Source organism: Hamadaea flava (assembly GCF_024172085.1).
Taxonomy (GTDB): Bacteria; Actinomycetota; Actinomycetes; order Mycobacteriales; family Micromonosporaceae; genus Hamadaea; species Hamadaea flava.
In genome coordinates, this window is record NZ_JAMZDZ010000001.1 from 2499181 (window position 1) to 2516384 (window position 17204).

At 70.1% G+C, this 17204-nt stretch carries 12 protein-coding genes; 7 read left to right on the forward strand and 5 right to left on the reverse strand.

The window, feature by feature from the left end; all coding sequences use genetic code 11:
• A complete protein-coding gene (locus HDA40_RS11750) occupies window positions 1-993 on the forward strand; it encodes an NADP-dependent oxidoreductase (protein ID WP_253754924.1) in 993 nt (330 codons plus the stop codon).
• 391 nt (window positions 994-1384) lie between these two features.
• Here HDA40_RS11750 and HDA40_RS11755 read toward each other — a convergent pair whose 3' ends face one another.
• On the reverse strand, window positions 1385-2641 hold the full coding sequence (locus HDA40_RS11755; protein ID WP_253754926.1) for a chloride channel protein: 1257 nt from the start codon (window positions 2639-2641) through the stop codon (window positions 1385-1387).
• Between the two features lie 60 nt (window positions 2642-2701).
• Here HDA40_RS11755 and HDA40_RS11760 point away from each other — a divergent pair, with 60 nt between their 5' ends.
• The 4 genes from HDA40_RS11760 to HDA40_RS11775 all read left to right on the forward strand — a co-directional run bounded on the left by HDA40_RS11760 (window position 2702) and on the right by HDA40_RS11775 (window position 6547).
• Window positions 2702-3280: an HdeD family acid-resistance protein gene (locus HDA40_RS11760; RefSeq protein ID WP_253754928.1), complete on the forward strand. Its 579-nt coding sequence runs from the start codon at window positions 2702-2704 to the stop codon at window positions 3278-3280.
• Between the two features lie 7 nt (window positions 3281-3287).
• The gene (locus HDA40_RS11765; RefSeq protein WP_253754930.1) at window positions 3288-4451 is read left to right on the forward strand and encodes a hypothetical protein; all 1164 of its coding nucleotides are present in this window, start codon (window positions 3288-3290) and stop codon (window positions 4449-4451) included.
• A gap of 222 nt (window positions 4452-4673) precedes the next feature.
• Window positions 4674-5264 carry a hypothetical protein gene (locus HDA40_RS11770; RefSeq protein ID WP_253754932.1) on the forward strand — a complete coding sequence of 197 codons (591 nt, stop codon included), beginning with the start codon at window positions 4674-4676 and terminating at the stop codon, window positions 5262-5264.
• Window positions 5264-6547 (forward strand): hypothetical protein, encoded by a 1284-nt coding sequence (locus tag HDA40_RS11775; RefSeq protein WP_253754934.1) that lies wholly within the window; start codon window positions 5264-5266, stop codon window positions 6545-6547. Before HDA40_RS11770 ends, HDA40_RS11775 begins: the two co-directional genes overlap by 1 nt.
• A gap of 88 nt (window positions 6548-6635) precedes the next feature.
• Here HDA40_RS11775 and HDA40_RS11780 read toward each other — a convergent pair whose 3' ends face one another.
• From HDA40_RS11780 to HDA40_RS11790, 3 genes are read right to left on the reverse strand one after another with little or no spacing between them, the layout of a single operon-like run.
• Window positions 6636-8336, reverse strand: a complete 1701-nt coding sequence (locus tag HDA40_RS11780) for a hypothetical protein (RefSeq protein WP_253754936.1) — start codon at window positions 8334-8336, stop codon at window positions 6636-6638.
• Window positions 8329-9159: a hypothetical protein gene (locus HDA40_RS11785; protein WP_253754938.1), complete on the reverse strand. Its 831-nt coding sequence runs from the start codon at window positions 9157-9159 to the stop codon at window positions 8329-8331. Before HDA40_RS11785 ends, HDA40_RS11780 begins: the two co-directional genes overlap by 8 nt.
• Window positions 9160-9161: 2 nt before the next feature.
• Complete coding sequence (locus HDA40_RS11790; RefSeq protein WP_253754940.1) at window positions 9162-11507, reverse strand: glycosyltransferase family 2 protein; 2346 nt, start codon at window positions 11505-11507, stop codon at window positions 9162-9164.
• A 96-nt stretch (window positions 11508-11603) separates the two neighbouring features.
• Here HDA40_RS11790 and mtnA point away from each other — a divergent pair, with 96 nt between their 5' ends.
• Window positions 11604-12581 carry an S-methyl-5-thioribose-1-phosphate isomerase gene (mtnA, locus tag HDA40_RS11795; protein WP_253754943.1) on the forward strand — a complete coding sequence of 326 codons (978 nt, stop codon included), beginning with the start codon at window positions 11604-11606 and terminating at the stop codon, window positions 12579-12581.
• Here the strand turns inward: mtnA and HDA40_RS11800 are convergent.
• Window positions 12547-13293 (reverse strand): class II aldolase/adducin family protein, encoded by a 747-nt coding sequence (locus HDA40_RS11800; protein ID WP_253754944.1) that lies wholly within the window; start codon window positions 13291-13293, stop codon window positions 12547-12549. The two genes, mtnA and HDA40_RS11800, sit on opposite strands and share 35 nt — an antisense overlap.
• Window positions 13294-13429: 136 nt before the next feature.
• Between HDA40_RS11800 and HDA40_RS11805 the strand changes: the two genes are divergently transcribed.
• Window positions 13430-17146 (forward strand): carbohydrate-binding protein, encoded by a 3717-nt coding sequence (locus HDA40_RS11805; protein WP_253754946.1) that lies wholly within the window; start codon window positions 13430-13432, stop codon window positions 17144-17146.
• The last annotated feature ends 58 nt before the right edge of the window (window positions 17147-17204 follow it).

The window sequence follows — 17204 nt, forward strand, 5'->3', positions numbered from 1 at the left end:
ATGGCTCGCCAGATCACCCTCGCGTCCCGCCCGGCCGGCTGGCCGACGGCGGAGAACTTCGCGCTGGTCGAGGGGGAGACGCCGGCGCCCACAGAGGGACAACTGGTGGTACGCAACCTGTTCATGTCGGTGGACCCCTATATGCGGGGACGGATGAACGACGTGAAGTCGTACGTCCCGCCGTTCCGGCTCGGGGAGCCGCTCGACGGGGGCGCGGTCGGCGAGGTCGTCGAGTCGCGTGCCGACGGATTCGCTCCCGGCGATCTCGTGCTGCACGGGCTGGGCTGGCGTGACATCGCGGTCCTCGACGCCCGCCACGCCCGCAAGGTCACTCCGATCGAGGGGCTGTCGCCTTCGGCGTACCTGGGCGTGCTGGGGATGACCTCCCTGACGGCGTACGCCGGACTCCTGGACGTCGCCGAGTTCAAGCCGGGCGACGCCGTCTTCGTCTCCGGCGCCGGCGCGGTCGGCAGCATCGCCGGGCAGATCGCCAAACTCAAGGGCGCCTCCCGGGTCATCGGCAGCGCGGGCTCGGCCGAGAAGGTGGCACACCTGCTGGACCTCGGGTTCGACGCCGCCTTCAACTACAAGGACGGCCCCGTCGGGCAGCAGCTGAAGCAGGCCGCGCCGGACGGCATCGACGTGTACTTCGACAACGTGGGCGCGGACCATCTGGAGGCCGCGATCAGCTCCCTCAACCAGCACGGCCGGGTCGCGCTGTGCGGGGCCATCGCGGCGTACAACGACACCACGCCGCCCGCCGCGCCCCGGAACCTGGCGCTGGCCATCGGCAAGCGGCTGACCCTGCGCGGATTCATCGTCAACGATCACGGCGCCCGGATGCCGGAGATGGTCGCCGAGATCAGCGGCTGGCTGAGCGAGGGCAAGATCTCGTTCCAGGAGACCGTCGTCGACGGGCTCGACAACGCCCCCGAGGCGTTCCTCGGGCTGCTCCGTGGCGAGAACACGGGCAAAATGGTCGTCCGCCTCTGACCCTCGCCTCGCCCGCCCCCTGCTCTACCCCACCTCACCCCACCTCACCTCGCCCGCCTGTGTTTCGCCGCACGGCGCTCGCCCCTGCGGCGCTCGCGCTGCTCTCTGCGCGATCATGAACTTATGGCCGTGATCGATTGCGTTTTCGCAGGTCGCTGAACCACAACCAGGTGATCGTCCCCCCGGCGGACTGATCCACTGCCCGACGCGGACATCCCCTGTTGATCAGGGAGTTCCGGGGTTGATCAGGGCGCTGGGGACACGACACGCCGGTTGATCACGACCGATAGTTCATGATCGCGCGGAAAGCAGCGCGAGCGCCGCAGGGGCGAGCGGGGCGAGCGGGGGCGAGCCGAGCGAGCCGAGCGAGCCGAGCGAGCGGGGCGAGCGGTTAGTCGGCGGGGGCGACGGTTTCTACGGTGGGCTTGGCGCGCCGGTCCAGGAATTTCGTCGTCAGCCAGGCCGCGGCGACGGCGAGGACCGCGGGTGGCAGGACGTCGAGGCTGGACGCGCCCACGAGCAGGCCCGCGAACAGCAGCGGCGAGAAGATCAGCCGTGTCTGCGCCGCCATGCCCGCGGCTGCCCCGCCCGCCAGGGCGAGTGTCGGGGACAGGTCGAACCAGACCACGCCCAGGGAGGCGATGGCGACGCCGAGGAAGATCGCGGGGAAGATCGGGCCGCCGCGGAAGCCGCAGCCGAGGCAGACCGCGTACGCGAGGAATTTGGCGATCAGCAGTACGAGCACGATTTTCGTCGAGTCCGCGGTGGCCACGACGCCGACGCTGGTCTGGCCGGAGAAGAGCACGTCTTGGGAGTTCGCGCCGAGGGCCCGGGCCAGGAGGGCCAGCAGTCCGACGGCGAGGCCGCCGGCTAGGAGCAGGGCCGGCATCGGCAGCTTCATTTCCGAGACTCGCGTGCCCAGCCGGTGCACCCGGGCCAGGGCGAATGAGCTGAGGACGCCGACGACCACGACGATCAGCAGGTCGCCGAGGTGCACTCCGGTGTACGCGGGCAGGTCGGGCACTTCGAGGCCGGGCGCGTCGAGTCCGCCCCAGGTGCCGAAGCCGACGAAGATCAGGTAGCCGATCGCGGCGGCGACCAGGCCGGGCAGCAGGACTGGCAGCAGCCGGGCGCCCAGGCCGATGCCGCCCTCGAGGAGCAGCATCCCGGCGACCAGTGGGCCGCCGAACAGCGCGGAGATCGCGGAGAACTGGCCGGCGTTGGAGATCACCGAGGCGCCCTGTGTGTCGAACTTCGCGTAGCGGTTCGCCACCATGCCGACCACCGAGCCGAGCGCGATGACCGGGGCCTCCGGGCCCAGCACGGCCCCGTATGACAGGGAGCCGAGGGCGGCGAGGAAGACGCCCGGAGCGTGCGAGATCGGGGTGGCGGCGGTGCTCAGTCCTTTCAGCGGGGAGTGGCCGCCGTCGCCGGGCAGGAATCGGCGCGCCAGGACGACGATGATCGCACCGAGGACGGGGAGCGAGAGGACGGCGTACCAGGGTGGTTCGCCGGGGCCCCAAAGCCAGTGTTCGAGCCCGTGCACCGACGCGATGAACAGGGCTGCCACCAGCGCGGCCGGGATGCCGATGGCCGCACCGAGCAGGATGAGCCGCAGGTACGCCCGGCCAGTGGGTGGTTCCGCCATACCTGCCCTCGTCTCTCCAAATCAGCCACATTCACCCCGAATTAGCCTCATATTAGAGCCATGACGACGGCAAGTGTTCCCAAGATGCCCGGTTCTGCGGGCATGTCCAAGACTTCCGGTGGAATGCCCTGGTGGCTGTTCCTGATCACCGGCACCGCCTGGATCATCGTGAGCTGGTTCGTCTTGGGCTTCAACAGCCGGAGCGTCGCCTCGATCGCCGCGCTCGCCGGCGCGGTGGTCCTGGTCGCGGCCATCGCAGAGCTGTTCCAGATGTTCACCGCCCCCGGCTGGAAATGGCTGCACGGCGTACTGGCCGCGCTGTTCCTCGTCACCGGAATCCTGTGCTGGGCGAATCCCGGCAAGACGGTGTTCTGGCTGGCCGCGTTCGTCGGCTGGTATCTGCTCTTCAAGGGTGTCGCCGACATCATCCTGGCGTTCCTCACCAAGGCGGAGAACGACGCGTGGTGGCTCGGCCTGATCGTCGGCATCATCGAGATGCTGCTCGGCTTCTGGGCCGCCGGGCGGTTCACCCGGTCGCTCTACACGCTGATCGTGCTGGTGGCGGCGATCTGCCTGGCTCGCGGCATCACCGACATCATCATGGCGTTCCGCGTACGCAAGCTCCAGCACGCCGAGTGAGCGCCGGATGCGGACTCTGCGGTGGACCGGGGCCGTCGTCCTCCTGGTGATCTCCAGCCTGCTGGTGGTCGCCTCGGTGACGGCCCGGTTCGCCCGCTCTGAACTGCTGAACACCGATCGCTATGTGGAGACGGTCGCTCCCTTGGCCAGCGATCCGGACGTCCAGCGGGCGATCACCACCCGGGTCACCGACGCGGTGATGAACTCGGCCGATCTGCCGGCCCTGATTCAGCAGATCGCGCAGGCGACCGGGATCAAGGGCGCCGAGCAGGCGGCGACGCTGGCCGCGCCGGCCATCACGAACTGGATCAAGGGGCAGGTTCAGCGGATTGTCGGCGAACTGGTCACCTCGCCGCAGTTCGCGACGCTGTGGACGGAGATCAACCGCTCCGCGCATACGCAGATCGACAAGTTGCTCACTGGCGAGGACGGAACGATCGTCTCCACTCAGAACGCCGACGTCGTGATCAACCTCGGTCCGGTGGTGACCGCCGCCAAGGACAACCTCGTCAACCGGGGCTGGGGCTTCCTCAGCAAGGTGCCGGACGTGTCGATCCCCTACACCGTCGCCACGATCGACAACCTCCCCGAGATCCAGCGGTACGTGAAACTGCTCGACAAGGCCGGGACCTGGCTGCCGATCCTGGCGCTGGTCGTGCTCGGGCTGGGCGTGTGGTGCGCACCCAACCATCGGCGCGGCCTGCTCGTCGGACTGCTCATCAGCGCCGTCCTGCTGCTGCTCACGCTGGGGGCGTACGCGGTCTTCCGCAACAAGTACGCCGAGAAACTGTCCGCGAAGGGCTTCAACACCGACGTGGCCCTCACGGTCTGGGACCAGCTCCTGCGGTACCTCGTCATCGCGCTGGCGACGACGACGGTCGCGGCGGCCCTGGCCGCGATCTGGGTGTACCTGGCCGGGCCGGGTCGCGGCGCCACCCTGTTCCGCCGCGGCGTGAACACGGCGATCGATCCGGTCGGCCGGGCGATCGGCCCACGGCCCGGCGTACGCACTTTCATCCGCCGGTGGCAGCCCTGGATCGCCGTCGTGCTCGCCGCCGGGGCGATGTGGTGGCTGCTCGCCAATCCGACCGTCGCGACCGCCCTCTTGATCGTCGCGGTCGTCGCACTGCTCACCGCCGTGATCACTCTGCTACGCCGGTTGCCCGCCTGACGGCGGTGATCGACGACCGCCACTGTCGGCGTACCAGCTGAGCGTCGCGGAGCTGTTGCCCCGCGGGCCTGGCCGGTATCGAGCTCCAGGCCACAGTGGATTGGTCTACACGCTGGAAAAACCACCCCAGAGTTCACTTGAGGACGACGCGCGAACGATGTCTTTGTGGAGCGTGGTAGTGCTAGGTTGTAGCCGGCCGGTCACGCTCTGGGGAGGCGGCGCATGGACCGAGAGATCCGGGTCGATCCCGCTGCGCTGCGGGATTTCACTAAGGACCTCACGTCGATCTTGAACGATGTCTTGCAGCCGGGTCTGGAACGACAGAAGTTTCTGTTCACGGACCCGGTGACGTTCGGCGAGAGCAATCCGAGCGGCGAGCTCTTCCAACGGCGGACTGAGACGTCGCAGGCGATCCGTGAGGCACACGGGAACCTGTCGCGGCAGATCGCCTCGTTGCAGTTCCTGATCGAGGCCGTCGGCAAGATCGCGGACGGCTATCAATCGTCGGACGCCCTTTCCGAGGGCGCGCTGCAGAAGGTGTTGCAGCGGACGGCCGGGGTCGTACCGGGAATCAACACACCGGCCGCGCCATCGGCCGGGCCCGCGCCGTCCGGTGTGGAGACGCCACCGCCGGCCGATGTGACGCCCGTGGACAACGCAGCCGCGCCGTCAGCCGGCGCGCCGCCCAGCGAACCGGCCGTCGTCGAACCCACCGTGGAATCGACTGTGGAACCCACTGTGGAGCCGACGGTCGACACCGCCGCGGTGGAGCCGGTCGACAGCCTGGAGCCGGCAAAGGTGGTGGAGGGCTGATGACGGCTCCTTGGCAGGTCAACTGGCAGGCGTACGACGTGCCTCGGATCGCCGACGCGGTCCAGCGCGACCCGCACGAGCGCGACGTCATCCCGGCCGCGAACGCGGTCGGCGACCTCGTGGCGCACGCCGCCGAGCTTCTGCTGACCGCGGTCGGGAAGCTGGAGAAGTCGTGGTCGGCCAAGTCCGAGGCGGCCGCCGAGACGTACGCGTACGCCCGCGCGCTGGCCGCGTCACTCAAGGGCGACGCCGACGCGTACCACCAGATCGCGGCGGACGTCGGCAAGGTCGTCGATCAGCTCGACCGCGCACGTGCCGAGATCGATCCGCTGGTCGAGGAGTGGCTGCGGCTCGGCGAGTCGGCCACCGCGACGACGGCTTCGCTGAGCGCCGCCGCCCAAGACCTCAATCGGCGTGCCCGCGGCACGATGTCCCATCTGGACCATGCCGTCGGGCCGCTGCGGATCAAGGGGCCCAAGGCGTACGCGCCGAAGATCCTGCCCGTGTCGATCGCGCCGGACGAGCCACGCAAGGACCGGCCGCATCGGGAACCGCGTACCGATCCGGACGGGCCGGGCCGCAAGGACAACCCACGCGACTTCCCCCGCGGTGGCGGAGGCGCCGGCGGTGTCATCGGCGGCGCGCTGTTCACCGCGGCCGCCGTCGTCGCGCCGCCGGTCGGCTACGCGCCCCCGCCCGGCCTGCCCGGGGTCGCCACGACCACGTCCTCCGGCCTGGGCGCCAGTTCCTCCGGTGGCAACCGGTCCGCGGCCGAGGTGCTGAGCGAGCGGGCCAGCGAGCACGTGTACGACCGTGCCTACTCCGACTACGACGGGCCCGGCCCGACGCTGACCGGTGGCGGCGGCCCGCCGACCACCGCGATGACGCCGGGCGCGCCAGTGTCGATGATGCCGCTGGGCATGAACAGCGGCATGGCGCCCGGCGGTGGGGCGTTCGTCCTGCCCGGTCCAGGCGTCGGCGGCGGCGGCGTGCTGCGCAAGGCCACGATGAGCTGGAGCGCCACCCCGGCCCCGCAGACCGGCACGGTCATCGACGGCAGCCGCGGCGGCCAGCTCGCCGACTGGGCGGCCGGCCTGCCGAAATCCACGGCTCCACCGCAGGGCACGCCCGCCTGGCAGGTAGCGCGCGGTGGGCCCGGCGTGATCACGCCCGGTGCGGCGCTCGGGCCGGGCGCGCGTCAGGGCGATGACGCTCAGGCCCTCAAGAAGTGGTACGCGGAACTCGCCGAGCCTTGGCGGTCGACTGCGTCCGAGCGTCCCTGACCCGCAACGCCGAGACGTTGATCTAGGCGAGAAATGGCTGCCCCGGCGACCATTTCTCGCCTAGATCGTTTGACGGTTGGGGGTGCCGTCAACCCCGTAGTCGCCGCATCACCGCGCGCGCGAACTGCTTCGGATGGCGGATCTTCGCGGCGTACCGGACGTATTTGAACAGGCGATGGTTGCGGATCGCCTCGTAGCGCTGGACGCTGGCCCGCATCTCGCGGATGCGCTTCTCGCGTACCTTGAGCTGCTTGTCGCGGAACCCGAGCGTGCGCTCCAGCCCGAACACGTGCCCGCGTAGCTCGGCGAGTTCATGGCGCGCCGCGGCGGCGTCCTCCAGCGCCGACCGGAGGTCCACTGTCGACTCGTCGACGACGGGGTCGGTTGCGGCCGATACCGCCGCGGCGATCTTCCGGCCGCGTTCCACAGTGGACGGCTCGGCCTCGTCGCCCGACATTCGCAGCAGCGTCGCCACCAGCTCGTCGCCCGTCATCCACGGCGGCCATGGATGCCGGCGGCGGCCGCTGACGAGCCGATCGCGCCAGCGCTGCCAGGCGGCGGCGAGCAGCTCTCCCGGCGACACCGGTTCGACGACGGCCCAGCCGTAGAAGCCTGGTGTGAACCCGGTCCCGTCATAGCCGAGGTCGTCGAAGCAGAACACGCCCGACCCCGACTGCGTACGCGCCCAGGCGCCCACCTCGGCGGCGAACGCGCGCACCCCCGGGACGTCTCCGGCGGCGGCGAGCCGGAACAGCACGTCCTCCGCCGTCGGGGCGTCCGGCAGCGTACGCGTCCCGACCCGTACGCGGAGTCCGCCGGGCACGTCGGCGGCAGCCCCCGCGGAGTCCACGATCCACCCGGCGTCCGCCCGGTCGACCGCGACGGTGACACCCTTCGCCGCGCCCTCCGCGTACGCGGCCCGGGTGGGCTTGCCCCGCATCAGTAGCCAGCTCTCGGGAACCGCGTCGAGCTGCCCGGCGAGCGCGGCGGCTTCGGCCAGCTCCCCGATCGGGGCCAGGAGCGGCAGCGACGCGGCGGCTGCGGCGAGTCCGCGTACGCCCAAGCGGCAGAGCAGGCTGCCGGGCCGGGCCTCGGCGGCGGCCGTGGTCTCGATCAGGGTGTGCGCGATGCCCGCTTCGCTGAAGTTCGCGTACGCGGTGGTGCCGGAGACTCCGGCGCGTTCGACGGCCTCGGCGAACGCCGCGACGGAGGCCGGGCGCTCGGGGTCGTCCCGCAGCGGCCACCATTCGTTGTCCCCGTGCCGTTCGTCGAGCCCGCGCCGGTCGAGCAGGCTGGTCAGGGAGAAGCCGTTCTCCAGCCCGAGGACGAGCGCCGCGTCGACGGTCGCGTGCTTCAGCAGCTGGGCCAGGCGTTCCGGCCAGCTCAGATCCGGGCTGTCCGCGCCGAGGACGCGGTCGAGTCCGTCGACCGCGACGATCACGTCGTACGGTTCGAGCGTGGCCCCGGCCAGCCCGTCGAGCGCCCCGGCGACCACCTCGAAGCGACCGTCCAGGAAGGACATCTCACCGGCCGGCGAGGTCGCGAGGTCGGTGGCGTCGCTGACTGAGCGGAGCAGCACGGTGACCTGGTCGCTGCGATCGGCGACGAGGTCCAGGACGTCTTGGCCGTGGGGGCCGACGACGAGCGTACGCCGGGCTCGGGGCAGCAGGTCCGACAGCAGACGGCAGACCACCGCTCCCCCGGCCGGTGGCCGGCCCGGCTGATTCTGGTCGCTCCAGGGCTGCATCTCGCCCCGGACGACTCGCACGGCGCTCTCGATCTCAGTCACGTTCCCTCCAGTCGAAGAGCATCCGCATCTCCTCGGGCGGCAGCAGCCACGCCCGGCCCAGTTCCTCGTCGGTGATCTCGCGGGCGGCCACCGGATCGACCTGTTTGCCGATCATCTCCGGCCACAGCCGCTCGATCCGCGCTACGCCGCCGAACAGCGGGTTCTCCCCCGCCAGATCCATCGGGTCACCGTAGACGGCCGGTTCGCAGCCCACCGAGACGCCGTAGAAGATCGCGGTGGCGAGCCGGTTCGAGGCCACCCGCTTGTGCCGCCGGAACGCCTCCAGCTGCTTGTAGAGGAAGCGCCGGTCGGTGCCCTCGTAGTTCCAGCCGCGCTGGCCGAAGCAGATGACGTCGAAGCCCGCCTTCTCGTAGTGCTGGCGGATCTCCCGGCGCTCGAACTCGGTGTAGTAGAGGCTGATCGTGACCGGGCCACGCTCGGTCTCCTTGATCTCGTCGATCAGCCGCCGGTGGTTGCCGGAGATCTTGCCCCCTTCCCAGCCGTGGAACAGGAACCAGAGAGTGCCTTCGCGCTCGTCCTCCGGGACCGCGCCCAGCTCCGGCTCCAACTCCAGCAGGTAGAGCCAGGGCGCGCCGACCACGTGGTAGTTGCGGCGGCCGAGGTAGTGCCCGCGCCGGCGGGGCCAGTCGCTCCAGACGAACCGCCAGGCGCCGTCGAAGAACTCGTGGGCGGGATTCCAGCCACAGCCGATGTTCCAGCCGTGTTGCAGGTATCCCCGCAGACGCGGCGGGAACTCGTCGTCGAGGCCGGCGTACCGGGCGAGGATGTGCGACTGCCCGTAGTAGTGGTTGTGGTGATGCATGGCTATCGCACCTCGACGGTGACGCGGTCGGCGTGCGGGCGCAGCGTCAGCTGATGCTCCCCGACGGCGAGGGTGATCGACGCGTCTGCGGCGAGGAAGGCGTCGGGCTGCACGGCGTACGGGCGGCCGGTGGCCGGCAGGGCGACCAGCTGCCAGATCGTCGCCGAGGAGTGCAGCGGCTGCGGCGACGCGGCGACGAGACGCTCCACATCGGTCAGCGCCGTCCAGCGCACGCCGACGTCCGCGAAGTCCGCCTCCGCGACGGCGTCCGCCTCCGCGAGACCACCGGGAACCGCGCCCACGGAGCAGGTCACGTCGTCGTCGCCGGTGCCGTCGCCGACCCGCCGCCAGACCAGCGGGAAGTCCAGCGCCGCCCAGGACTGGCCGGAGACGGTCACGAGACCGACGTCCTCGGCGAGCCCGATCTCGTCGGCGATCGGCCGGACCGGTCCGTCGGTGACGATCACGCAGTTGTCGGCGGCCCGGCTGATCTGCACGAGGCGGCCGTCGAAGACCTGGCTGACCGCGTGGGTGAGACCGAGGGCGAGCACCGGGTTGCCGGGGGTCGCGGTCTCCAGCCGCCACACCGTACGCCCGGTGACCGGGTCGTCCGGATCGTCTTCCGGCAGCAACTCGGACACCGGTACGCGGGCGGTGAACCGGTCCTCGGTGTCGCCGGGCACGACCTCGCAGTCGGTCAGCTCGGTCCGCGCCCAGGTCCGGATCAGCTGGAGGACGTCGGACTCGGGTGGCAGCGCGCCTTCGAGGAAGATGCAGCCGTCCTGAAGGGCGGCCGAGGTGAGCCGGGCCGGGTCGGTGATGTGCCGCAGCAGCAGCCGGTTGTCGGCCGCAGGCAAGGGCTGAAGCCACGAGCCGCCGTTGATCCAGGCGCCCGGTGGCATGCTCGGGTTGCCCGGTCCGACGTTGCGCAGCACGGTAGTGCGCTTGACGTGCCCTTGGCTGATGGTGGCTCGCAGCGTCGCCGGTTCGTTGCGCGCCGGAATGCCCGCCAGCGTCGAGTGCGGTACGCGTACCGAGTACCCGACGAGGTTCCGATCGCCGTGGCTGTCGTACGCCGGGAACCGCTCGACCGGCAACGGGACTTCGACGCCGTTGGCCTCCAGCACCATGCGCAGTTTGGAGGTGGCGTCGATCTGCAGGTGGCGGATCTCGGCGGTGCCGCGTACGACGAGGTCGGTCTCGCCACCCGCGTCGGTCTCCCAGTCGAGGTCGGTGACCGTCGTGCTGGCCGCGTAGGGCGCGCGCCCAGGAATGCGGAACAGCGACTTGGCCTGCCCGCCGCGGTTCGGCGGCACGAGTTCGTGCCGCCGCCAGGGCATTTGGGAGCGCTCGGCCCGGACCGCGTTGAGCGTGCCGTCCCGGCGGATCTCCGCCACGGCACGCAGCATCTCGATGTCGCCGGTACGCAACGCCTGGTGCTGCACGCGGCCCAGGTACGACGAGCGGGCGGCCGGCCCCTTGTCGATGCGCTCGGCGAACCGCTGGGCGACCCGAGCCAGGCGTACGCAGTCCTCGTCGGACAGTTCCCCGAAGGCGTCCACGAGCGTGACCATGTCCACCTGAGCCAGGTGCATGTGCACCGTGTCCCGCAGGTACGCGGGCAGCTCCTCGACGAGGTCGAGCACGAGGTCGGCTGAGCGGATCCGGTCGCAGAGGTTGGCGAACTCGGCCCGCCGCTGGGTGATGGAGTCGTTGGTCGTGCGCTCGCGCCAGTAGTAGTTCGGCTGGGCCACGATGTCGACGGTGACCGCGTCCAGGTACGCCTTGAGCGTCACCGGGTAGTCCTCGTAGCGGATGGCCGGGAACTCGTAGCCGAACTCGTCCCAGAAGCTGCGCCGGAAGACCTTGTTCCACACCATCCGGTCGATGGCCGCCTGGTAGTACTCCACGACGTGGGTGGCCGGCCGGTTGGCGGCGAAGATCTTGCCGTGCAGCCACGAACCCCACGAGCCGTAGTCGTCGAACCGCCGCGCGCCGGCCGCCGCGAACGACGATCCGGTCTCGTCCAGGGACTGGACCATCACCTCGAAGGCGTGCCGGGGCACGAGGTCGTCGCTGTCCACGAAGGTGAGGTACTCGCCTTCGCTGTAGCGGACCCCGGTGTTGCGGGCCGGGCCGAGGCCCTGGTTCTCCTGGACCACCAGCCGAAAACGGGGATCCGTCCGGCAGTAGTCCTCGGCGATCAGCCCGGTGGCGTCGAGCGAGCCGTCGTCGACCAGGATCACCTCGAAGTCGCCGAAGGTCTGGCGGCGCAGCGAGTCAAGGCATTCGGCGATGTAATCGGCGACGTTGTAGTACGGCACGACGACACTGAGTCGAGGCGTCACGGATCCCCCCTCCGACCCGAGGACTCTGTTAGTAAGAAGCTTACGTACCGTTTTGGCACGCTACCGGCGATTTGCGAATCGGCTAGGTTTACCCCTGTGGACCGCACCATCGACTGGGACGGCGAAGCCGTCGTCACCGTGGACCAGACCGCGCTGCCGCAGGCGTACCGGGTGCTCCGGCTGCGCGACGTGGACTCGCTCATCGACGCCATCTCCCGGCTCGCGATCAGGGGCGCGCCGGCTCTCGGTGGCGCGGGCGCCCTCGGCGTCGCGCTGCTCGCGCGGGATCACGACGCCCAAGTCGTACGCCTAGAGGCCGAACGCCTCGCCTCCGCTCGGCCGACCGCGGTGAACCTCCGATGGGGCGTGAATCGGGCGCTGAGCCGCTTGGCCGAGGGACCCGACGCCGTCCTCGCCGAAGCGCTCGCCGTGCTGGAAGCGGACATCAAGGCCAATCACGACGCTTCCGGACGCGCCGCTGAACTGGTGCGAGAGGTGTGCGAGCGGCGGCCGCTGCGGCTGCTGACGCACTGCAACGCCGGTCGGCTCGCCACCGTCGGCTGGGGTTCGGCGCTGGGCGTCGTGCGCCACCTGGCCGCCGCGGGCGAGGTCGGCGAGGTGCTCGCCGACGAGACCCGGCCGCTGCTGCAGGGGGCGCGGCTGACCGCGTACGAGCTGGCCGAGATGAACGTGCCCTATCGGATCTGCCCGGACTCCGCCGCCGCGACCGCGATGGCCCAGGGCCTGGTGGACTGCGTCGTCGTCGGGGCCGACCGGATCGCCGCCAACGGCGACGTCGCCAACAAGATCGGCACGTACGCCGTCGCGCTGGCCGCCGCCCGGCACGGCGTTCCGTTCATCGTCGTCGCGCCGGAGTCCACCGTCGACGAGGCGATCGCCGACGGCTCGGCCATCCCGATCGAACAGCGCGATCCGGCGGAGGTCACGCACTACGCCGGAGTGCCGATCGCTCCGCCCGGAGCGGGCGCGTTCAACCCGGCCTTCGACGTGACCCCGGCCGACCTGGTGACGGCGATCGTCACCGAGGATCGGGTGTGGCGTCCGCTTCCGTGACGTCTCCCCTGGCGTCCGCTTCCGTGACGTCTCCCCTGGTGTCCGCTCCCGTGACGTCTCCCCTGGCGTCCGGGACGGTCGCCCCGTAGGACGCGAGTTTCCGGCTGACGCGGTCGATCTCGGCCGCGTCCAGCACCCGGGGCTCGCCGGCGGCCTTGGCGCGCAGCCACACGTCGCAGAGCCATTCGAGATACTGCGCTTTGGCGTACGCCTTGGCCAGGGTGTCGCCGACCGCGATGGTCCCGTGGTTGCCCAGCAGGCAGCCGGTCCGCCCGGTCAGCGCCTCGGTCACCGAGTCGGCCAGGTCGTCGGTGCCGTAGGTGGCGTACCGGGCGACCCGGATCGGCCCGCCGAACAGGGCCACGAGGTAGTGCACCGACGGCAGCTCGTCGACCAGCGTCGCGACGGCCGTTGCGGCCGTCGAATGGGTGTGCACCACGGCGTTGCCGCCCGTGGCCCGGTACGCCGCCAGATGCGTCGGCAGTTCCGTGGTCGGCGGCAGCGGGGCGTCGACCGGGGTGCCGTCGAGGCGGTGCACGCCGACCAGTTCCGGCGTCAGTTCCTCGTACGCCAGCCCGCTCGGGGTCACCGCGATCAGCTCGCCCCGCCGGGCCGAGATGTTGCCCGAGGTGCCCACCACGAGCCCGTCGGCCACCATCCGTCGGCAGTACGCGACGACCGCCCGCCGCTCCTCCACGAGAAGAAGATCCACACTGGGCACCCTACCGTCGCCCCCGCTCCCCGACATCGCCGTATCCGATCGGCACATCCAAATGGTTGACAGGCGTCCAAGGGGATGGCGAATCTGTTAGGCAATCTAACTAACCGATTCCTCCTCGGGAGGCACGATGAAGGCCCTGCAGCTCCTCCGAGCCACCGCGGCGGCCATGGCGCTCACCCTGGCCGCCGCGACCCCAGCGATCGTGGCACCACCGGCCGTGGCGGTCATCACCCCGTTCAGCATCGGGACGAGCACCGTGCTGACCGGCTATCGCATACAGTCCACCGCCAAGACCTCGGACACCGGCGCGACCGTCTCCCAGCCCGGCTACCCGGCATCCGGGTGGTACGCCGCCGCGCCGAGGTCGACCGTGCTCGGCGCACTGCTCCAGAGCGGGATCTACGCCGACCCCTTCTACTCGACGAACATGAAGAACATCCCCGCCACCGACTTCACCGTGCCGTGGTGGTTCCGCTCGGAGTTCACCCTGGCCGACGAGCCGGGCGTACGCACCTATCTGGACTTCTCCGGCGTCATGTCGCGGGCCGACGTCTTCGTCAACGGCGTCCAGGTCGCCACGAACAGTCAGGTCGCCGGGGCATACCCACGCTTCGAACTGGACGTGACGGCCCAGGCCCGCGCGGGCGCCAACGCCGTCGCCTTCCGGATCTCGCCGAACAACGCGTCGAACGACCTCACGACGGGGTGGATCGACTGGCTGCAGAACCCGCCCGACCGCAACATGGGCATCTTCCGGGACGTCCGGATCAAGCGCGCGGGCTCGGTGTCGTTGCGCGGCGCACACGTACTGACCAGCGTGACCAGCGGGCTGGACGCGGCGACGCTGACCGCCAAGGTGGACGCCCGCAACGACACCGGCGCCGCGGTGACCGCCACCCTCTCGGCGACCGTGGCCGGGATGACGGTCGGCAGCTCGGTCGCGTTGGCGGCCCACGAGTCCAAGACGGTCACGTTCAGCCCGGTCACACTGACGTCACCGCGCATCTGGTGGCCCGCCGGCATGGGCGCACAACCGCTTTACGACCTGACCGTGTCGGCGTCGGCCGGCGGGGCGGTCACCGACACCGCCACCTCCCGATTCGGCGTGCGCACGGTAAGCGGGACGCTGGACGCCGGCGGGCATCGGGCGTACAAGATCAACGGTCATCCGCTGCTCATCCGGGGCGGTGGCTGGTCGCCCGACGTCTTCCTGCGCTGGGACCCGGTCTTCGTTCAGGACAAGATCCGGTACGCGCTCGACCTCGGCCTGAACACGATCCGCCTCGAGGGGCACCTCGAACCGGACGAGTTCTTCGACCTGGCCGACGAGATGGGCATGCTCGTGCTGCCGGGATGGGAGTGCTGCAACAAGTGGGAGGCCGGGTCCTGGACGTCAGCCGACTACGCCGTCGCCAAGGCGTCGATGAGCGCCGAGGCGATCCGGCTGCGTGATCACCCGAGCGTCATCTCGTTCCTGATCGGCAGCGACGCCGCGCCCCCGGCCGCCAAGGAGACGCCCTACGTGGACGCGTTGCGGGCGGCGGACTGGCCGACTCCGATCATCGCCGCCGCCGCCGATCGGTCGTCGCCGATCACCGGCGCCTCGGGGATGAAGATGCCCGGCCCGTACGAGTGGGTGCCGCCGAACTACTGGTACAACAAGCGGGAGGGCGGTGCGTTCGGGTTCAATTCCGAGACCAGCGCCGGTCCGGACGTGCCCACACTGGACACGTTACGCCGCATGATGTCGGCTTCGGAGCTGGCGACCCTCTGGCAGAACCCGACCGCGACCCAATACCACCGGTCGCCGTCGAGCACCTTCGACGACCTCGGCATCTTCAACAACGCCATGATCGGTCGCTACGGTACGCCGACCAGCCTGGACGACTACGTCCGTAAGGCCCAGCTTCAGCAGTACGAGAACGTCCGGGCGCAGTTCGAGGCGTACGGGCGGAACTTCAAGGATTCCTCGAACCCCTCGACCGGTGTCGTGTACTGGATGCTCAATAGCGGCTGGACCTCCCTGCACTGGCAGTTGTTCGACCGCTACTTCGACCAGAACGGCGCGTACTACGGGGCGAAGAAGGCCAACGAACCCCTGCATGTGCAGTACTCCTACGACACCAAGTCGGTCGTGGTGGTGAACTCCCGCGTCGCCGCCGCGAGCGGGCTGAGCGTCACCGCCGCGGTCTACAACCTCGACGGCACTCAGAAGTTCACCCAGACCGCGACATCGATAACGGTCGCTGGAGACGGCGGCCGGACCACCGCGCTCACCATCCCGGCGATCAGCGGTCTTTCCGGCACCTACCTCGTGAAACTGACACTGCGGGACGGGAGTGGAACCGAGGTCAGCCGGAACGTGTACTGGCTGTCCACCTCGGACGACGTGATCGACTGGGCGGGCAACGACTGGTACTACGTGCCGACGTCGAGCTACGCCAACCTCAAGGGGCTGACCTCGCTGGCGAGCACGACCGTGTCCGCCTCGGCGTCGACCGTCGCCGCCGGTGACGGCACCTCCACCACGACGGTCACCCTACGGAACACCGGCACCGGGCTGATCCCGGCGTTCTACCTCGACGCGCACGTCGTCGACGCGGCGGGCACGCCGGTGCTGCCGATCCGGTGGAACGACAACGCCGTCAGCCTATGGCCCGGCGAATCCACCACCCTGACCGCCGCCTACCGCACCGCCGACCTGCGCGGCAGCGCGCCGAGCGTGCGTGTCACCGGGTGGAACACCGGTACGCAGACTGTCCCGGCCGGCTCGGGCGAGCCCGACACCAGTCCCCCGACCGTTCCGGGCAACCTCCGGACGACGGCGGTCTCGGCGAGCAGCGTGACCGTGTGCTGGGACGCCAGCACCGACAACGTGGGCGTGGTGCGATACGACGTCTTCCGCGACGGGGTGAAGGCCGGCTCGGTGACGCCGCCGACGACGTGCTTCACCGACGCCCCGCTGCAACCGGAGACCACGTACGCGTACACGGTGAAGGCGTACGACGCGGCCGGGTTGAGTTCGGCGACGAGCACCGCGATCAGCGTGACGACGCCGGCGGCCCCGTCAGGTCCGACGCGCTACGAGGCGGAGAGCGCGACGATCTCCCAGGGCGTCGTCGAGGCCAACCATCTCAACTACTCCGGCACCGGGTTCGTGAACTACGACAACCTCACCGGCAGCTACGTGGAGTGGACCGTCAGCGCCGCGACGGCGACCTCCGCACGCCTGGATCTGCGGTACGCCAACGGCACCACCACGGACCGGCCGATGACGATCACGGTCGACGGAGCCACGGTGGCCGCCGGCACGTCGTTCGCGGCGACGGGGAACTGGGACACGTGGGCGACGAAGTCGTTCACGGTCAGCCTCGCGCCCGGCATCCACAAGGTACGTGCGACGGCGACCACGGCCAACGGCGGACCGAACGCCGACTATCTGGACGTGACACCGCTGGCCCCGAAGACGCGCTACGAGGCGGAGAACGCGACGATCTCCCAGGGGGTCGTCGAGGCCAACCACCTCAACTACTCCGGCACCGGCTTCGTGAACTGCGACAACGTGGTCGGCAGCTACACCCAGTGGACGATCAGCGTGCCTGCGGCAGGCAGCTACACCGTCTCGGTGCGCTACTCGAACGGCACCACCGCCAACCGGCCGGCCGACGTCTCGGTCAACGGAACGGTGGTCGCGGCCGGGCGGGCGTTCCCGGTCACGACCGACTGGGATACCTGGGCCGACGTCTCACTGACGGTGACCCTCGTGGCGGGCGCGAACACCATCCGGGTGGCCGGGACGACCTCGACCGGCCCGGCGAACCTCGACTACCTCGAAGTCGGCTGACCCCACCCTCTCCCCGTTGATCATGGAGTCAACAGTGGTTTCGACGGTGTGTCACCAC